This window comes from Fibrella musci, assembly GCF_041321105.1.
Lineage (GTDB): Bacteria > Bacteroidota > Bacteroidia > Cytophagales > Spirosomataceae > Fibrella > Fibrella musci.
The window spans coordinates 45718-64210 of record NZ_JBGGWD010000004.1; the positions used below are offsets into that span (position 1 = coordinate 45718).

General features: G+C 53.2%; 14 protein-coding genes and 1 tRNA gene. 12 read left to right on the forward strand and 3 right to left on the reverse strand.

Annotated features, from left to right (window positions below; all coding sequences use genetic code 11):
• Positions 1–39: 39 nt before the first annotated feature.
• The 3 genes from ACAW74_RS13310 to ACAW74_RS13320 all read right to left on the reverse strand — a co-directional run bounded on the left by ACAW74_RS13310 (position 40) and on the right by ACAW74_RS13320 (position 3274).
• A complete protein-coding gene (locus tag ACAW74_RS13310; RefSeq protein ID WP_370698705.1) occupies positions 40–675 on the reverse strand; it encodes a gluconate 2-dehydrogenase subunit 3 family protein in 636 nt (211 codons plus the stop codon).
• Positions 676–834: 159 nt separating this feature from the next.
• Positions 835–2541 (reverse strand): DUF885 domain-containing protein, encoded by a 1707-nt coding sequence (locus tag ACAW74_RS13315; protein WP_370698706.1) that lies wholly within the window; start codon positions 2539–2541, stop codon positions 835–837.
• Between the two features lie 88 nt (positions 2542–2629).
• The gene (locus ACAW74_RS13320; protein ID WP_370698707.1) at positions 2630–3274 is read right to left on the reverse strand and encodes an acetyltransferase; all 645 of its coding nucleotides are present in this window, start codon (positions 3272–3274) and stop codon (positions 2630–2632) included.
• Positions 3275–3443: 169 nt separating this feature from the next.
• Here ACAW74_RS13320 and ACAW74_RS13325 point away from each other — a divergent pair, with 169 nt between their 5' ends.
• The 12 genes from ACAW74_RS13325 to ACAW74_RS13380 all read left to right on the forward strand — a co-directional run bounded on the left by ACAW74_RS13325 (position 3444) and on the right by ACAW74_RS13380 (position 18464).
• Positions 3444–4295 (forward strand): UDP-2,3-diacylglucosamine diphosphatase, encoded by an 852-nt coding sequence (locus ACAW74_RS13325; protein ID WP_370698708.1) that lies wholly within the window; start codon positions 3444–3446, stop codon positions 4293–4295.
• Positions 4296–4307: 12 nt separating this feature from the next.
• On the forward strand, positions 4308–5441 hold the full coding sequence (locus ACAW74_RS13330) for a glycosyltransferase family protein (protein ID WP_370698709.1): 1134 nt from the start codon (positions 4308–4310) through the stop codon (positions 5439–5441).
• Between the two features lie 60 nt (positions 5442–5501).
• Complete coding sequence (locus tag ACAW74_RS13335; RefSeq protein ID WP_370698710.1) at positions 5502–7940, forward strand: penicillin acylase family protein; 2439 nt, start codon at positions 5502–5504, stop codon at positions 7938–7940.
• A 64-nt stretch (positions 7941–8004) separates the two neighbouring features.
• A complete protein-coding gene (locus ACAW74_RS13340; RefSeq protein ID WP_370698711.1) occupies positions 8005–8346 on the forward strand; it encodes a hypothetical protein in 342 nt (113 codons plus the stop codon).
• Between the two features lie 61 nt (positions 8347–8407).
• Positions 8408–9007 carry an OmpH/Skp family outer membrane protein gene (locus ACAW74_RS13345; RefSeq protein ID WP_370698712.1) on the forward strand — a complete coding sequence of 200 codons (600 nt, stop codon included), beginning with the start codon at positions 8408–8410 and terminating at the stop codon, positions 9005–9007.
• A gap of 533 nt (positions 9008–9540) precedes the next feature.
• Positions 9541–10008, forward strand: coding sequence for an SsrA-binding protein SmpB (smpB, locus tag ACAW74_RS13350; protein ID WP_370698713.1), 468 nt, complete (start codon positions 9541–9543; stop codon positions 10006–10008).
• Positions 10009–10130: 122 nt separating this feature from the next.
• Positions 10131–10649, forward strand: coding sequence for an HNH endonuclease (locus ACAW74_RS13355; RefSeq protein ID WP_370698714.1), 519 nt, complete (start codon positions 10131–10133; stop codon positions 10647–10649).
• A 236-nt stretch (positions 10650–10885) separates the two neighbouring features.
• Positions 10886–12670, forward strand: coding sequence for a 30S ribosomal protein S1 (rpsA, locus tag ACAW74_RS13360; RefSeq protein WP_370698715.1), 1785 nt, complete (start codon positions 10886–10888; stop codon positions 12668–12670).
• Positions 12671–12773: 103 nt separating this feature from the next.
• Positions 12774–13601 carry an alpha/beta hydrolase gene (locus ACAW74_RS13365; RefSeq protein WP_370698716.1) on the forward strand — a complete coding sequence of 276 codons (828 nt, stop codon included), beginning with the start codon at positions 12774–12776 and terminating at the stop codon, positions 13599–13601.
• Positions 13602–13680: 79 nt separating this feature from the next.
• Positions 13681–13751: transfer RNA gene (locus ACAW74_RS13370), tRNA-Cys, on the forward strand.
• Positions 13752–14000: 249 nt separating this feature from the next.
• Entirely contained in the window at positions 14001–15314 is a 1314-nt protein-coding gene (locus tag ACAW74_RS13375; protein ID WP_370698717.1) for a c-type cytochrome, read from the forward strand.
• Between the two features lie 57 nt (positions 15315–15371).
• Positions 15372–18464 (forward strand): TAT-variant-translocated molybdopterin oxidoreductase, encoded by a 3093-nt coding sequence (locus tag ACAW74_RS13380; RefSeq protein WP_370698718.1) that lies wholly within the window; start codon positions 15372–15374, stop codon positions 18462–18464.
• The last annotated feature ends 29 nt before the right edge of the window (positions 18465–18493 follow it).

The window sequence follows — 18493 nt, forward strand, 5'->3', positions numbered from 1 at the left end:
GGGCACCGATGAACCTCAAACGCGAAACGATAAACTTGTTTAGATAGCCCAGGCTTTCTGGCCGGGTTTCAGGGGAACGCAGCCGTCGTAACGGCCGGGTATAGCCACGTATTCGAGGGCCTGCGTGGCACCGATCTCAGACGTGAAATAACCCATGAGCGTCAGGTCTTTGAGCATCACGAAGAACGGCGTGGCGTTGCGTTTTGCCTGCGGAATCTGCACATCCTGCTGGCCTTCCACCTTACGAGCCATTTCGGCACGCTGCTGCTTGGCTTCGGCTTCCAGCTTCTTCATGATGTCGATCTTCTGCGTGTTGTCGAGTTGCGCATACGATTTCCCGTAGGCATCCTGGCTCATTTTCTGCACCTGCGTCAGCCCGTCGATGAAACGCTGCTGATCAGGCTGTTTGTAGCAGTCTTTCAGCACCACGTCGATGATTTCGTTGACTTTGGCGGCTTTGGCACCGGGTGTTTTGGTGGTGGGAATAATCACATCGGCCAGTTCGGCTACCAGTGCGTCCTGATCGGCAGTGAAAAGAACGGGTTTGCCCGTAGCCACACGTTGAGCGGCCGAAGCTTCAAGCGTATCGGCCAGTGCGGATGAACCAAAGCCGGGCAACGTCATGGTTGCTCCGACCATCGTGGCCACCCGCAAAAGGGCGTCGCGTCTGTTCATAATAGGTTTTGTTAAGAGATCGTAATTCAGACAAATATACACAATTCTAAGACGAAATAGGAAGGAGAAAAGGCTTGTAAATCACCCGTCTCCGAGGCCCGGGGATAGAACGACGGGTACGTTAGCAATCGTATCTCATCCGTTGGTGGCCAGCTTGTGTCAGCGCAGGAGCACTCGGGCCGATTGGCTCACGGGCAGCATACCCTGCGCCAGCACCGCATCATGAAAACCGCGCAGGCTGGCCTTTTTACCCATTTTTTGCCGGTATTGGTCGCGCAGCGCCAGCAGTTGCAGCTTGCCGAGCGAATAGGAGAGGTAGCCAGGGTCGTAGGTGCCGCGTAGAGCCTCTTCGCGGGCTGGTTTTTCTTCGTAATAACAATTGGCCTGGATGAATCGCGTGGCCTGATCGACGGTCCAGCCGTGGGTGTGCAGGTTGATGGCGCAAACCAGGCGGCAATACCGCAGCAACGACTCCGACAACTGGGCCATTTCGTACTTGGCGGCTGTTTTGGGGTCGCGCCACACGTCGCCGCCGGGATAGCCTTCTTCGAGCATCATCTGCTCGGTGTAGTGCGCCCATCCTTCCACAAAGGCATAGCTGCTAAACACCTTCCTAACCTCACTTACCTTGGAGGCGTTGAGGTGCAAAAACTGTACATAATGGCCGGGGTATGCTTCATGAATGGAGATCACCTCGGCAACGTACCTGTTGTATTGCGTGAGCCATTCTTCCTGCTGTTTGGCCGACCAGCTGGTTTTGGGTAGTGTAACGTAATAATAAGCCTGCGTGGCTTCCTTCTCGAACGGTCCCGGCGTGTTCATGGCAGCGGTAGCCCCAACCATAAACTCCGGGGTTTTGGTGACGGTAGCCCGCACCGCCGACGGAATGGAGATCAACTGTTTGTCGAGCAGAAACTGCCGGATAGCTTCGCAATGGGCCTGCGTGCTACTGACGAGTTTATCGGCGGTCGGGTGGTCGGTCTGAATGCGTCGGAACACCTCGATGGCCGACCGGTCGGGGTCTATAATGCGGGCGGCGTTGGCAAACTCGATCTGCTCACGCTTCAGTTGGGTCAGTCCTACCTGCAACAGACTGTCGGGGTTGGCTGTGAGTTGCTCGTTATGCAGAAGCATACGCCGGAAATTGCCCGCCCCGATGGCGAAAGAGCCCTTAGCAGTAGGGAGTACGTTTGTTTTCAGGTACGTTGCCAGCCCACGCAGGGCGTCGGCGGCGAGTTTAGTAGCCGACTGGAGCTCGGCCTGTTGCCCCGGATTGCCGACCTGACGAAAAGCCGTGCGAACGTCGCCCAGCAGATAGTCGGCCGTGCCGTTGAAGACATCGATGCTGACCTGAACGTGCTCGGGGGCAGGGTTGGTCCCGAGATTTTCTTTCAACGCCGTTACGTAATCAGGCACAAGCCGGGCTTTGTTGATCAGCGATTGCATGCGGCCCTCCGGTGTTCCGAAGGTGCGTTCGACGTATGTGCTGAAATCGACGCTGTATGAATACGGGTCTTCGGGCGCGCGCAGGCTGTCGATGTCGTTGAGGTCACCGAGAATGTTAGCCCGAATGAGCCGGTAGTCGATCTGCTCGTCGAACGTCAGCTGAGCCGTATCGAGTTGAGCAAAGGCCGAATCGAAATGAGCCAGCTGGGTACGTTGCTGCTGCCACCAGGTTTTGGTAGGAATGGGCAACTGACCATCGTAATCGTGTTTGCCCAGGTAAACGGCTTCTTCGGGATTGCTGGCATAGTAGGCGTCGAGGTATTGACGCGACAACTCGCTGTAGCTGGGTACGTTGCTGTGTTCGCGCTGGCAGGCTACCAGCAGGATGGCGAGCAATAGGGTAGGAGAGGAGAAGCGCATGCAGAAACAAAAATGCTGAACGATGAACGGGGGCGAATGCCTATTCTGGGCCCAAGTTCATTGTTCAGCATGCATAGTTCCTAATGCCCTACAATCCTTTTGCGGGATTGCCAAAGACAGTGGCTCCGGCAGGTACGTTCTCGACAACAACCGAACCGGCTCCGATGCGGGCATTTTTGCCAACGGTGATGCCCGCCACCAATATGGCCCCCGTACCGATGTAAGCGCCTTCTTCGATGGTAACGCCGCTATTGACCACAGCCCCCGGTCCAATCTGCACGAAATCGCCGATCTGGGCACGGCTATCAATGATCGCCCCTGTCAGCACAAGGCAGTGCTGACCGATCGTCGCCATTGGGTTGATCACGGCGCGGGCGGCAATGAGGTTACCGTGTCCCAGGCTGGCAAGCGTCGAAATGACGGCTGTGTCGTGGATGGCATTGACGGGCTGCACTTTCCGGCGGTCGTTGAGCAGCTTCACCAGCTGTTTCCGGACACGCCCGTCGCCAATGGCGATGCAGGCCTCGCAGCTCTTGGCCGAGTTAGCGCCAATCAGTTTCAGAAAACCGTCATCGTCGGTGTCGCCGAGCACGGTCACGTCGCCAAACTCCTGCCCGTGGAGCGCTTTGTTGTCGTCGAGTAAGCCGTAAACGACCACATCATTCCGCTGAAAAATATCGAGAGCCGTCAGGCCGAGGCTTCCCGCCCCGAAAATCAATACTGGGTTTTCCATAGACAATCAATGTACAATTGACAAGGAGCGATGTACAATGCTTACGCTGAATGACTGACCCTTGTTAGAGCACAGGTATTGTATATCGTTCATTGTCAATTGTACATTCTTCTTATTTTGATAATCAACCGATAAAATCCACTTCATATGTGGACTGCACCTTTGGGTCATGAAACAGGCTACACTGTTCAAGACCATTGTGCTATCGGACCTTCACCTCGGCACGGCGGGGTCGAAGGCCAAAGAAGCTGCCGACTTCCTGAAACACCATTCGTGTCATAAACTGATCCTCAACGGCGATATCATCGACGGCTGGCAGCTCCGACAGCATGGCCTCTGGAAGAAAAAGCACACCGCCTTTTTTAAGGTGGTTTTGAAGCAAATCGTTCAGTACAACACGAAGGTGATTTACCTACGGGGTAACCACGACGATTTTCTCGATCAGGTATTGCCGTTGCAGGTCGGCAAGAATTTCAGCATTCAGCGCGATTACCTGCATAAATCGGGTAAGCGTACCTTCTACGTGACGCATGGCGATGTGTTCGACTCGATCACGTCGCACATGAAATGGCTGGCCTATCTCGGAGATCTGGGGTATACGCTATTGCTGTGGGTTAACAAGTTCTACAATCAATATCGGGCCTGGCGCGGGTTGCCCTACTATTCCCTATCGCAGACGGTGAAGCTGCGGATCAAGCAGGCCGTGAATTACATCTCTGATTTCGAAGAGAAACTCACCGAACTGGCCCGCGCCCGCCATGCCGACGGCATCATCTGCGGGCATATCCATCAGCCCGCCATCCGCGATATCAACGGCCTGACCTACATGAACTCAGGCGATTGGGTGGAGTCCTTGAGCGCCCTGGTCGAAGATCACGACGGCCAATGGCACCTGCTCTACTATTCGGCCGATATGGCAACGCCCGACGAAGAAGCGGAATCCGACCTACCCGAGGTGGCGGTGCCATCAACCGAGCCCATCGAGCAGCATATCATTAGTGAAATCCTTAGCAGTCAATAAGCCAGCTAACGCATGCGTTTCTTATTCATTATTCAGGGTGAAGGGCGGGGCCACCTCACGCAGGCTATTTCACTCGCCCAGATGGTGCAGGCGGCCGGCCACGAAGTCATAGAAGCGCAGGTCGGACTGGCCGCCGACCGCCCCATTCCGGCGTTTTTTGCCGAGCAGTTTCCCGCCCCGTTTAAGCCCGTAACCACGCCCGAACTGGTTTACTGCCCACGCACCAATCAGTTGTTGCTTGGCCCCACAGTGAAGCGCGTACTGAGCAAGCTGGGTACGTTCCGGCGGAGTATGCAGCAGTTGCACGAGGCGATTGAGACGCATAAACCCGATGTGGTCGTGAATTTCTTTGAACTGCTTTGTGGCCTCACCTATGCGTTCTACCGCCCGGCGGCTCCGGTTATCAGTGTGGCGCATCAGTTTATGGCGTTGCACCCCGATTTCCCGTTTCCACCCAAAAAATGGATCGACAAGTGGTCGTTTCTGGGGTTGATCCGGCTTAACGCCATCGGCTCGTCGGAGGTACTGGGGTTGTCGTTCGATCAGCAGTCCGACGTACCTGGCCGTCGCCTGCGTGTGGTGCCGCCGCTGCTTCGGCAGGAACTGGCCGCGCTGAAGCCGACTCAGGAACCCTTCATACTGGCGTATACCACCCAGCCGGGCTTGCGTTCGGTGGTTCGGGCGGCCCATCAGCAGCAGCCTGATCAGGCGTTGCGCTATTACCACGCCGGAGTGAAACAGGCGGAAGAAGTCATAGACAAGACGCTTACCGAATGCAGCCTCGATGGCCAACGGTTTCTGGCCGATATGGCCCGTTGCTCGGCGGTGGCTACCACGGCGGGGTTTGAATCGGTCTGCGAGGCCATGTTTCTGGGCAAACCCGTCCTCATGATGCCGCAGCCCAATCACTACGAGCAGGCCTGTAATGCGCTCGATGGGCAGCGTGCCGGGGCAGGTGTGGCCGCTGATACATTCGACCTGTCGGGGCTGCTTGGGTACGTTCCAAGTTACGATAAAGGCCTGCAAAAGCGGTTTCAGCAATGGCATAGCCGGGTCAGCGGTTTATTTCTGGCGTCGTTGTACCGTGTGGCCAATGGGCAGAAAAATCGGCAACCAAATCCGACGGGTCGCGTACAGACGGCGTAATGGTCGCAAGGAATATATCGTAAGAATGTGCAATTTGAGCCCGTAATTGTTTACAGGTTCATGCGATACGTTTTAGCCCTGTTCACCACCGTTGTTACCATTGCGCTGGTGTACGCCCTTAACCGAAGCTGGGGACAAGTTCCTGCCTTTGGTCCGCTCCTAAGTCCCTTTACCGGTTTCTGGCAAAATGCCGAAAAACCCGATCAGCTTCAGGCACAGGAGATCGACATCGAAGGCACTCAACAGCCCGTCGAGGTCGTGTTCGACAGCCTGCATATTCCGCACGTATTCGCCCAGAACGACCACGACGCCTATTTTGCGCAGGGGTATCTGACGGCCCGCGACCGGCTCTGGCAGATGGAGTTTCAGACCCACGCCGCCGCCGGGCGAGTGTCGGAAATAGTCGGCGAGAAAGCGATTGAACTCGACCGCTACAATCGTCGCCTCGGCATGGGCTATGCCGCCGAACAGTCGGTCGAGTTCATGATGAACGACCCCCGTACCAAAGCCTGCGTGGAGGCCTACACGGCGGGTATCAATGCTTATATCGCGCAGCTCAAACCGGCTCACTACCCGCTTGAGTACAAATTGCTGGGCTACGCACCTGAACCCTGGCAGCCCATCAAGTGCGCGTACTTCCTTAAATACATGTCGGGTGTGCTGGCTCTTGGCGCCGATGATGTGGCCATGACCAACATTCTGGCGAAGTACGGGCCGGAGGTTACCAACGACCTGTTTCCGAACTATCCTAGCCATGAAGATCCTATTATTCCGGTCGGGACGAAGTGGGATTTCTTGCCCGTTTACTACCTCAAATCGCCGCTGAACCCGAAACCTTCCAACCAGGGGTACGTTACTAACTGGCCCGATGGTGGCTGGCCTCGCCACGACCCGGCTATTGGCTCCAACAACTGGGCAATTGGGGCGCAGAAATCGGCTACGGGCTACCCGATTCTGGCCAACGATCCACACTTATCGCTCAACCTGCCGTCGATCTGGTATTTGATTCAACTGCATACCCCCACGCTCAATGTGATGGGCGCGTCGATGCCGGGTTCGCCGGGCGTAATTGGCGGGTTCAACCAGCACATTGCCTGGGGGGAGACCAATGTAGGCTCGGATGTACTCGATTTCTACAAGATCAAATTCAAAGACAACAGTCGGCAGGAATACTGGCATGGTGGGCAGTGGAAGAAGGTAACCCGCCGAATTGAAACCATTAAAGTGAAAGGCAAGCCCGACGTGATCGATACGGTGCTGTATACGCACCACGGGCCCGTCATGTATACGCCGGGTATGAAGTCGTTTGCCAAAAACTTTCCGGTGGGCTATGCTGTACGGTGGGTGGCGCACGACGCGTCAAACGAACTGCTTTGCTTCTATCTGCTCAACCGCGCCCAAAACCACGCCGATTATCGCGATGCGCTGACGTACTACGGAGCACCCGCGCAGAACTTTGTTTTTGCCGATGTCAACAAAGACATCGCTATCGCGCCGAATGGCCGTTTTCCCCTGAAAAAGAAAGGACAGGGTAAATTTCTGCTCGACGGCACCGACCCCAACGACGACTGGCGGGCATTTATCCCGGCAGAACATAACCCGCATGTGAAGAATCCGTCACGGGGTTTTGTGAGTTCGGCTAACCAGTTTTCGACCGATCCAACGTACCCATACTACCTCAACTGGCAGTTTGCGCCGCCCGAACGCGGCATGCGCATCAATCAGCGGCTGACGGCCATGCAGCGGGCCACGGTCGATAGCATTGGTCAGTTGCAGTACGACAATTACAACCTGCGCGCCGCCAACATGCTGCCGAAGCTGCTGCCTCAGGTACGTGCCAGTGGCCTTAGTGCTGCCGAGAAGCAGGCGCTGGCGACGGTTCAGGCGTGGCGCTACAACAATGCGACGGGTGAGATTGGGCCTACTATCTTCACCGAATGGGAAAAGCGGTTCATGGACGCCCTCTGGGCCGACGACCTGCCCGAAACGGATAGCCTACCGCTGCGTAAACCGTCTGCCGACCGGACGTTGCAACTCGTTACCGAGACTCCCACTGCCCGTTGGGTCGATGATGTACGTACTCCCGCCCGTGAAACCCTGGCCGACATTGTTACCCTGAGTTTTCGGGCAACGGTCGATACGCTCACGCGTCGGCATGGGTCACAGGGTAACGCTTGGCAGTGGGCTACCACCAAAGCTACGCGCATTGCGCACCTGGCGCGACTGGATGCGTTGAGCGCCATGAATGTGCAGGTAGGCGGGGGCAGCACCGTCGTGAACGCGACCACCACCCGTACCGGGCCGTCGTGGCGACTGGTCGTGGCGTTGGGCCCAACGCCGAAAGGCTATGCTGCTTTGCCGGGTGGGCAGTCGGGCAATCCGGGGAGCCATTACTACCTCAATATGCTCGAACCTTGGCGCAAAGGGCAGCTTACGGCTCTCCAGTTTCTTCAATCGCCCGCTGACACGAAACAAGGCGTTCGCTGGACGCTGAAATAACTGCTTCAGGTACGTTGCCAAGAGATTCGTGCAACGTACCTAAAGGATAAACCATCAACTAAACATGATTCCCATTCTGCTGATTGCCCTTCTTAGCCTGGTTGCCCAACTGGTATTACCGTGGTGGAGTGTTGCGCTAGTCGCGTTTGCTTTTTGCTTTGGCCGTCCATTAAGTAGTGGCCGGGCTTTCCTCTACAGTTTTATTGGCGTGGGTATCGTGTGGCTGGCCTATGCCTTTATGCAGCACCTGCAATCGGGTGGTATCCTCACCGGCCGGATGAGTGAGGTGCTCAAATTGCCACCCAACCCTGTTTTTTTACTCGTACTGACACCCGTGCTGGGGGGGCTTGTCGCTGGCTTCGGCGGAATGGCTGGTTACTGGGTACGTAAAGCAGTGAAGCCGTAAGCCACTTACGAGTTTAAAGATTTACCTTTGTGAAAATCAATTCATAATCATCCGTTACCACGTGAAAAATGTTTCTCTGGCGATCAACGCCGTGCTCGCCATCGCCGTAGCCGTATTGTACTACCTGCACTTCAAATCACAGCAACCTGCCGAAGACACCAAGGCCGCGCCAAAAGTCGTGGAAGGCCGCAAAATTGTGTATGTCAACATCGACTCGCTGGCAACCAATTACGACTACTTCAAAGACACGCGCAAAGTGCTCGAAAGCAAGCAGTTTCAGCTGGAGAACGATATTCAGAACCGGGGGCGTAACCTGCAAAACAAACTGGCGTTTTTCCAGCAGCGTGCACAGACCATGACCATGGAGCAGGGTCGTGCCGCGCAGGCTCAGTTGCAGAAAGAAGAGCAGGACCTGATGGCGTACCGCGAACGTGCTGCTCAAGGGCTAGCGGTCGAGAAAGCTAAGAAAGACGAAGAACTCTATAACCAGATTTTCGACTACCTGAAAAAAGTTAACACGCAGAACAAGTACGAAATGGTACTGGGGTATCAGAAAGGCGGAAACATCCTGTTTGCGGATGGCGGAAGCGATGCTACCAAGCGCGTGATCGATGGCCTGAACAAGGAGTATGCAGCCAAACAGGCAGCTACCAAAAAATAGATATCACATCCATTTTGCTGAAACAGCCAATCCTAGTCGGGTTGGCTGTTTTTTTGGCACAAGCTTTGAGGATGGCCCAATGGTAATCAGATTGGCCCGATTTGCGATGGGGTGCATAGTTTGTTTTGTATTTATCAAATAAACTATACTATAAAAGGAGGCCTGTTAGCTGATTAGGCACTGTTTTTGTCTACTCATTAATTGCCTCCTGTCCGCAGTTACACAACTGCTGGCTGATAACATCGCTCTGGCTGGTCGATGCCGTATTGGGTCCTGAGGCTGTGGCTTCAATGCCGTAACTGGGTTCTGCTCAGTTATGAAACGTTGGCCAGCCGGGCGTCTCTCCTTTTATTCTATTTTGTTAGGCAAATAAGTAATTTTCCGAACCCCAGTCACTCGGCTGGGGTTTTCCTTGTTACTACGGTTTTCGCCTAAGGTTGATGACCCGGCGTTTGGTCGTGAGTTGGCGGGAAACAGAACGGATGGATCTGTCTGTTAGCCAGCGAGTAAACCCTATTTTTCTGCGAACATAGATGGCTAGTACTACGATTGTGAAGCAGGTCGATATCCGAAATCGACGTGCTTCTTTTGAATACGCGTTTCTGGAAACTTACACCGCCGGACTGGTACTGACCGGTACCGAAATCAAGTCGATTCGGCAGGGAAAAGTGAATTTGCAGGATGCCTATTGCCTCTTCCTAGGCGATGAGTTGTATATCCGGCAGATGAGCATCTCGACGTACACTGAAGGCACTTACAACAACCACGAACCCCTCCGCGACCGGAAGCTCCTGCTGACCAAACGCGAACTCCGGAAACTCACCGAAAATCTGAAAGATCAGGGCCTAACGATCGTGCCGGTGCGATTGTACACCAACCCGCGTGGGTTTGCCAAACTGGATATTGCGCTGGCTAAGGGTAAGAAACTGTATGACAAGCGCGAAAGCATCAAAGAGCGCGACACGACCCGCAACCTGCAACGGGGCAATTATGATGATTGATCGGTAGGAGGGCTATACGCTAAAATAGCACTTATCAGGCCCTCATAAATCGGAATAACTCCACCGTACATCGTAAATTATTACGTAAATTGCTTGCAAACAGAGGATTTACAACCGATTGTATGGGCAGGAAAGTCTTAGTCTTAAATTCAGATTATAGTGCACTTAGCATTTGCTCTGTACCCAAAGCGTTTCTGTTGGTTTACCTGAGCAAAGCCGAATTAGTGGCCGAGTCAGAGGCCTTGTATCTCCGTACTGTTGACAAGGAATTTCCGATGCCCACCGTTATCCGACTGCATCGGTACGTTCATCTACCCTACAAAGGGGTGATGTTGACCCGCCAGAACATCTTCCGGCGGGATGGTCATCAATGCCAGTACTGTGGCACGACCGAAGATTTGACCCTCGACCACGTCATCCCAAAATCACGCGGGGGCAAAACAAACTGGGACAACCTGCTGACGGCCTGCAAACGCTGCAATTCGCGCAAGGGCGATTTCACGCCGGAGGAAGCAAACCTGAAAATGCGTCACAAACCCTTCAAGCCGTCGTTTATCGTTTTCCTCCGCGATTTCTCGGGCGTGATTGACGATAGCTGGATGCCCTTCCTGACAACGAAGCGGGAACGGATCTACGACTAGGTACGTCGGTTGATGTTCAACGCATGTGGTTTGCGCATGCGTTGAACTTGCAACGCTTGATTGTCAGGTACGTGAACTAAATCCCAACTGCAATTGCTATCTTTGCACTCCTTTTTCAGAGAGGAGTGTGTCAGGCTACCTATGTGGGTACTTGACAAAACGCATGTCTAACACAAAAGTCAGCTCGTTTCGACCCGGCGAACTGATGTACTGGATGGGTCGAGTTAAACCATTTTATGAGCAAATCGCAGCAGTCTGCAAACTTGCCCGAATTTGATTGGGATCGGGCAGACAACAAAGGGTTCGGTAGTGGCTATTCCGCCGCTGAGCGGGAACGTATGGAACAGATGTACGATGGTACTCTGACCGAAGTAAACGAGAAAGATGTCGTAGTAGGAACGGTTGTAGGGATTACAGACCGCGAAATCCTGTTGAACATCGGCTTTAAGTCGGACGGCCTCGTGCCCTCATCCGAATTCCGGGATCTGCCTGACCTGAAAGTTGGCGATCAGATTGACGTGTACATCGAGAACCAGGAAGACCCCAACGGTCAGCTGATTCTGTCACGTAAGAAAGCCAAAGTAATTACTGCCTGGAAAAATATCCAGAAAGCTCTCGACGAAGATCTCGTTATTGACGGGTTCGTGAAACGTCGGACCAAGGGCGGTCTGATTGTCGATATTTATAGCATTGAAGCCTTCCTGCCCGGTTCGCAAATTGATGTGAAGCCCATCCGCGACTTCGACATCTATGTAGGCAAGAAGATGGAAGTGAAAGTGGTGAAAATCAACTACACCAACGATAACGTAGTTGTTTCGCACAAAGTCCTCATCGAGAAAGATCTGGAAGCCCAACGCGCTCAGATCCTCAACAACCTCGAGAAAGGTCAAGTACTGGAAGGCGTGATCAAGAACATGACCAATTTCGGTGTCTTCATCGATCTGGGTGGTGTGGATGGTCTGCTGCACATTACCGACATCTCGTGGGGCCGTATCAGCCACCCGTCGGAAGTGCTCAACCTCGATCAGCGCGTCAACGTGGTTGTTCTCGACTTCGACGAAGACAAGAAGCGGATTTCACTCGGTATGAAGCAACTCCAGGCTCATCCTTGGGATGCCCTGACCGAAGACATCCAGGTTGGCTCGAAAGTAAAAGGCAAGATTGTAAACGTTGCCGACTACGGTGCGTTCCTCGAAATCATGCCGGGCGTAGAAGGCCTGATCCACGTATCAGAAATGTCATGGTCGCAGCACCTGCGCAACCCGCAGGAGTTCCTGAAAGTTGGCGACGAGGTAGAAGCCGTTGTGCTGACGCTCGACCGCCAGGATCGCAAGATGTCGCTTGGTATCAAGCAACTGACCGCCGACCCCTGGACGCGCCCCGACCTGACCAGCAAATACGCTGTTGGCACGCGCCACACGGGTATCGTACGCAACCTGACCAACTTCGGTCTCTTCCTCGAACTGGAAGAGGGTATCGATGGTCTGGTACACGTATCGGATCTGTCGTGGACGAAGAAGATCAAGCATCCGTCAGACTTTACCAAAGCTGGTGAAAACCTCGACGTAGTTGTGCTTGAACTTGACGTCGACAACCGTCGTCTGGCTCTGGGTCACAAGCAACTCGAAGAGAACCCTTGGGATACGTTTGAAGATACGTTTACCGTTGGTTCAGTTCATCGTTGCACCATCCTGTCGAAAAACGACAAGATGGCGACCCTCGAACTTCCCTATGGCATCGAAGGTTTCTGCACCCTGCGGAACCTGGCCAAAGAAGATGGTTCAGTTGCCGAAGTAGGTGAGTCGCTCGACTTCAAAGTGACAGAGTTTTCGAAAGAAGACAAGCGCATTATGCTGTCGCACACACGTACCTGGCAGGAGAAAAACGAGCCGGTTAAGGAAGCGAAACCCAAAGCTGCCAAGTCTACGCAGTCTGGTTCATCGCAACCTGAGCGCGGTGCTACCCTCGGTGACCTCGACGCCCTTGCTGCGTTGAAAGAGCAGATGGAAAGCAAGAACTAAGCGTTCGCTCCAATTCGTAAAGCGCCCCTGCATCGTCAAGATGCAGGGGCGCTTTCTTTTTAGGTACTTTGGTAACACTCGATCCTAAACACACATTACCTATATGTCTGCTCTTGAGTTAGCCATTCCATTTAACGAAGGAAATCTGTTTGCTACTGATTGGCCTGTGAAACAGCCTAAAGCGGTTGTCGGTGTTATTCATGGCTTCGGCGAACACTCGGGACGCTATAAGCACGTCGCCGGTTTTCTCAATGAACGGGGTTTTGCTGTCACAAGCTACGATCTGCCGGGGCATGGCAGAACATCCGGTAAACGGGGACATGTAGCTAACTATGAGGTATTGCTCGCTAGTGTTGCTGCGTTTTTGCAGTTTACACGGGAGCGCCATCCCAACTTACCTATATTTCTATTTGGGCATTCGATGGGTGGGAATATCCTCGCTAATTTTCTGATTCGTCGCAAGCCAGCTATTCAGGCCGCTGTTGTACAGGCTCCTTGGCTGCGAATACCATATGCTCCACCTAAGCTGGAAATTTGGCTTGCCAAAACGATGCGGTATATCTACCCATCAATTCAGGTATCGTCAAAACTTGACCCGGCGTCAATTTCCCGCGATCCAGCTGTTGTAGCAGCTTACAAAGCCGATCCGCTGGTGCATGACAAGATTACGCCCGGCTGGTTTTTTGGCGCTTTCGAGGCGCAGGAGTATGCCATAAGCCATGCTGACCAAATTAACGTACCTACGCTCGTTATGCATGGAACCGAAGACCGGTTGGCGGCGCACAGCGGGTCAGTCGATCTGGTAGCCAAAGGAGGTCGTTCGTTGACGTTTAAGTCATGGCCGGGACTTTACCATGAATTGCACAATGAGCCCGAACAACGAGACGTACTGCAATTCATGGCTAGCTGGTTGGAAAGCCAACTCACCTAAAAACGTAAATTTTTAAAGTTGTCGGCGAGTCAGTACGTCCTTATCAATAAAGGCTTATATTTGCAGTCCAAACACACAGGGTTCCGTGGCCGAGAGGCTAGGCTCAGCTCTGCAAAAGCTGCTACAGCGGTTCGAATCCGCTCGGAACCTCTCCTTAGAAAGCCGTCAGATTTTTATTTTCTGGCGGCTTTTTTTTTATGTTTAGGGAAACGCCTAATCGCAACCGAGGTGGTCAGCCATGTAGCTGTAGGATTGATTTAGAACCTTTCCAGACAAGCGATTTAGTACTTAAAATAGCGCAAAAGCCCCTTTCGTAATTAACGTTCCTACCGTACTTTTGTGCGCCAATGGAAATCAGTGGTGAGTATGCTCTCTAAAATTATTTATAAATCATTCGTTATGAGCCGTTTAACGAAGCTTTACGGAGTGGTGGCTCTGTCAACGACCTTGCTGTTGAGTGGTGGCCTTACCTACGGACAAGACTCATCAGCCGCACAAGGTGGGGGTGGCCCGGCCACTCCAGCTCCCGCTGCCGCCGCTGGTGGTGGCGACGTGGCGAAGGGTAAAGAACTCTTCACCAACAATTGTCAACAGTGTCACAACACCAATGAGGTGGCGCTGGTTGGCCCCGGTTTGAAAGGCGTTCGCCAACGTACCCCCGGCGACGCCTGGCTACAAAAATGGATTCGGAACTCGTCGGCTGTCATCGCTTCTGGTGATGCATACGCAGTGAAGATCTTCAATCAGTACAACAAGACGCAGATGTCGTCATTTCCGAATCTGACGGATGGTGACATCAAAGGCATCCTGGATTACATTGATTCGGAAAACGCAGGTGGTGCCGCTCAAGCAACTGCCGGCGACAATCAGGCTGGTGGCTCAAAAGCTTCTACGGCCGCTGCTTCCTCATCAACGTCGTCGGGTCCGTCTGAATTGTTTACGTTTGTGTTGATTGCGCTACTGGTCGTAATGCTGCTGGTATTGGGCGTGCTGTTCGTGATCGTGACCATCCTGTCGAAAGCGGTTAACCCGCAAGCTGACGGTGAAACCGGTACGCAGGCACAACCCTTTGTACAAAAGCTACGAGCTGGGCTGCTTAACACGGTTAATAACTCGACGGTTCGCTCAGTAGCTATCTGGTTGTTCATTCTGGTAGCCACCAAGATGTCGTTCGACGGCTTGTACTCAGTAGGCATTCAGCAAGGATACGCTCCCAAGCAGCCTATCGCTTACTCGCACAAACTGCACGCTGGTCAGTACAAAATTGACTGTAATTACTGCCATACAGGCGTAAACAAAGGCAAGTCGGCAACGATCCCTTCAGCAAACATCTGTATGAACTGCCACGGCGTAATCAAGAAAGAGTCGCCGGAGATTCAGAAGATTTACACAGCTATCGAAGAAAATAAGCCCATCGAATGGATTCGGGTGCACAACCTGCCTGATCTGGCTTATTTCAACCATGCTCAGCACGTAAACGTAGGTAACGTACAATGCCAGAGCTGCCACGGCGAAATCGAAAAGATGGAGGTAGTTGAGCAGCGCTCATCACTTACCATGGGCTGGTGTATCGACTGTCACCGCAAGACGGAGGTAAATACCAAAGACAACGCTTATTACGACAAGCTCGTTGCCCTACACAGCAAAGAGTCACGCGAGCCCCTGAAGGTTGCCAATATTGGTGGTCTGGAGTGTTCAAAGTGTCACTATTAATTCTCTCAATCTCTACGAAGTATCAGCCAAAGATCGGCTCGCTGCTTGAATCAATATATGGAACAAGTAACCAAACGGTATTGGAAGGGTGTTGAGGAGCTACGCAACGATGCTACGTTTGTTAAGAACGCGCAATCGGAATTTGCGGAGCCAACTGGGAATGATCTCCAGAATCTGCTGGATGGCACCAACGCCCCCCGCCGTGATTTTTTGAAAACACTGGGCTTTGGTATGGCAGCGGTATCGCTTGCCGCCTGCGAAGCTCCGGTGCGCAAAGCCATTCCTTATTTAAATAAGCCGGAAGGCACATTCCCCAGCATCTCTGATTACTATGCGTCTACGTATACGGACGGTGGCGATTACGCCAGCATTCTAGTCGAAACGCGGGAAGGTCGCCCCATCAAAATCGAAGGTAACCCGTTGTCGAGCCTGTCGAAAGGGGGTACAACTGCGCGGGTTCAGGCCTCGCTTTTGTCGTTATACGACAACGAGAAACTGCGCGGACCGAAACGGGGTGAGCAGGATATTACGTGGGACATAGCTGACAAAGAAATCATCAGCCAGCTGACTACGATTGCGGCACAGGGTGGAGCCATCCGCCTGGTTACGTCATCAATCGTAAGCCCCTCTACGAAAGCAGTTATCGCTGACTTTGTAGCGAAGTATCCAACGGCTCGCCACATTATGTACGACGCTAACTCGGCGTCGGGCATCATTCAGGCCAACCAGGCTTCGTTTGGTAAAGCCGTTATCCCATCGTACGATTTCAGCAAAGCCCGCACGATCGTCAGCATCGGTGCAGACTTCCTGGGTACGTGGATTGCTCCGCTCGACCACGCCATGCCCTACGCCAAAACGCGCAAGATCGGCGCCGTTGGCGGTGGTAACAAAGAAATGTCGCGGCATTACCAGTTTGAGACGATTCTGTCGATGACTGGATCAAACGCCGATTACCGGGGTACGTATAAACCGTCGCAGGAAGGCCTCGTTGTCGCTAGCCTTTACAATAAAGTAGCTGCCAAACTCGGTGGACAGGCAATCAGCGCTTCGGCCGTTGAAGTACAGTATCTGGACAAAGCCGCTGCTGATCTGGTTGCTTCGCGTGGACAGGCTGTTGTTGTTGCGGGTTCAAACGATCCAAACGTTCAGATTGTCGTTAACGCGTTGAATAGCCTGCTGGGTAGCTATGCATCGACGATCAATCTGAATACGCCGGTTAACTACCGTCAAGGGAATGATCAGCAAATGAACGCCTTCATCAATGAGTTGAAAGGTGGTCAGGTAAAAGCTGTGATGTTCCACATGGCTAACCCCGTATATGATCATCCCCGTGGTGCTGAAATCGCAGAAGCCCTGTCTAAGGCTGCTCTGTCGGTGTATTTCGGCGATCGCGCTGATGAAACTGGCTCACTCACAAAATACATTACACCGGCACCTCACTTCCTAGAGTGCTGGAACGATGCTGAGCCTAAAACTGGCTTCTACAGCCTGACGCAGCCGGCTATCACGCATATCTTCAAAACACGTCAAATGCAGTCAAGCCTGCTGACGTGGGCGGGCCGTAACAACGACTTCCAAGAATATGTGCGGAGCTACTGGCGCGCTAACATGTTCCCCAACGCAACAGGGTATGCCAGCTTCGATGAGTACTGGATTAAGGTGTTGCATGATGGCGTTTTCGAGACGGCAACGGCTGTTGCTCCATCGGCTGTAACCTTCGCCGGCAATACGGCGGCTGCGGCGGCGGGTATCGCACAACGGTACAAGCCCACGACGGGCATGGAGGTTGTCATCTACGAAAAAGTTGGTATGGGTACTGGCTCACAGGCCAACAACCCGTGGATTCAGGAATTCCCTGATCCTGTATCGAAAGCTTGCTGGGACAACTACGCTGCTATTTCGCAGAAGACAGCAACCGATATGGGTGTTGAGCAAGATGAGCTACTGAAGATTGAGGTTGCAGGCAGGTCAATTGAACTGCCTGCGCTGATCCAACCAGGACAAGCCGATAATACGGTGGCAGTTGCCATTGGTTACGGACGTTCAAAAGCCGGTAAATGTGCCGATGGTGTTGGTCAGAATGCTTATCAGCTTGCTTCTATCGTAGGCGGAACGATTTCGATGGCTGCTTACACGGCTTCGGTAAGCAAAGCCGGCGGCCGCCATGAAATTGCACAAACGCAAACGCACGAAACGGTGATGGGCCGTCGGGCTGTTCTGCAAGAGGGTATTCTGGCGCGTTACAAAAAGGACCCCAAAGAAGGCCGCTATTTCCCCAAAGTAGAAACATCAGAGGGCCCCGTTACGCCAACTGATATCACGCTCTGGCATGGCTACGGCAAGCCTAACCACTCATGGGGTATGGTCATTGACCTGAACTCATGTATCGGTTGTGGTGCCTGCGTAGTTGGTTGTATTTCAGAGAACAATACCCCGACGGTTGGCCGCGAAGAAGTACTGGCTCGTCGGGAAATGCACTGGATGCGGATCGACCGGTATTACAGCAGTGATGCGGAAGAAGGCGACTACACGGCGCTGGAGAAAGCATCAGCTAACCCCGAGGTTACGTTCCAGCCTATGCTTTGCCAGCATTGCAGCAACGCACCGTGCGAAACAGTATGCCCGGTACTGGCGACTACGCACAGCACGGAAGGCCTCAACCAAATGGTGTACAACCGTTGCATTGGTACTCGCTATTGCGCCAACAACTGCCCGTATAAAGTACGCCGCTTCAACTGGTTCAAATACCACGACGAAGACAAGTTTGACTACCAATTCAACAACGATCTGGGCAAGATGGTCATCAACCCAGACGTAACGGTTCGTGCCCGCGGTGTGATCGAGAAGTGCTCATTCTGCGTACAGCGGATTCAGGAAGGAAAGCTGACGGCGAAAAAAGAACGTCGTCGTCCGCTACCCGACGAAATCCAGTCGGCTTGTGCGCAGGCCTGCCCAACGGATGCGATTATCTTCGGTGATATGAACAATCCTGAAAGCACTATCTCGAAGGTGTTGGCTACTGAATTGAACGAACGCGCCTTCCACGTTTTGGAAGAAATCAACGTCCGTCCTCAAATCGCGTATCTGACGAAGATCCGTAACAAAGAGGAAGGTCCGAAGCAGGAGTCAACCCAGCATTCTCAGGCGTAGATCAACGTACCCTTTAGCAAATTAGAAAG

Excerpts from the sequence above, each read along its gene's own strand:
- ACAW74_RS13340 (WP_370698711.1), top strand. The coding sequence starts at position 8,005 with ATGATTCCCATTCTGCTGATTGCCCTTCTTAGCCTGGTTGCCCAACTG.
- ACAW74_RS13330 (WP_370698709.1), top strand. The coding sequence starts at position 4,308 with ATGCGTTTCTTATTCATTATTCAGGGTGAAGGGCGGGGCCACCTCACG.
- ACAW74_RS13325 (WP_370698708.1), top strand. The coding sequence starts at position 3,444 with ATGAAACAGGCTACACTGTTCAAGACCATTGTGCTATCGGACCTTCAC.
- ACAW74_RS13365 (WP_370698716.1), top strand. The coding sequence starts at position 12,774 with ATGTCTGCTCTTGAGTTAGCCATTCCATTTAACGAAGGAAATCTGTTT.
- ACAW74_RS13335 (WP_370698710.1), top strand. The coding sequence starts at position 5,502 with ATGCGATACGTTTTAGCCCTGTTCACCACCGTTGTTACCATTGCGCTG.
- ACAW74_RS13375 (WP_370698717.1), top strand. The coding sequence starts at position 14,001 with ATGAGCCGTTTAACGAAGCTTTACGGAGTGGTGGCTCTGTCAACGACC.
- smpB (WP_370698713.1), top strand. The coding sequence starts at position 9,541 with ATGGCTAGTACTACGATTGTGAAGCAGGTCGATATCCGAAATCGACGT.
- ACAW74_RS13320 (WP_370698707.1), bottom strand. The coding sequence starts at position 3,274 with ATGGAAAACCCAGTATTGATTTTCGGGGCGGGAAGCCTCGGCCTGACG.
- ACAW74_RS13310 (WP_370698705.1), bottom strand. The coding sequence starts at position 675 with ATGAACAGACGCGACGCCCTTTTGCGGGTGGCCACGATGGTCGGAGCA.
- ACAW74_RS13315 (WP_370698706.1), bottom strand. The coding sequence starts at position 2,541 with ATGCGCTTCTCCTCTCCTACCCTATTGCTCGCCATCCTGCTGGTAGCC.
- rpsA (WP_370698715.1), top strand. The coding sequence starts at position 10,886 with ATGAGCAAATCGCAGCAGTCTGCAAACTTGCCCGAATTTGATTGGGAT.
- ACAW74_RS13380 (WP_370698718.1), top strand. The coding sequence starts at position 15,372 with ATGGAACAAGTAACCAAACGGTATTGGAAGGGTGTTGAGGAGCTACGC.
- ACAW74_RS13355 (WP_370698714.1), top strand. The coding sequence starts at position 10,131 with ATGGGCAGGAAAGTCTTAGTCTTAAATTCAGATTATAGTGCACTTAGC.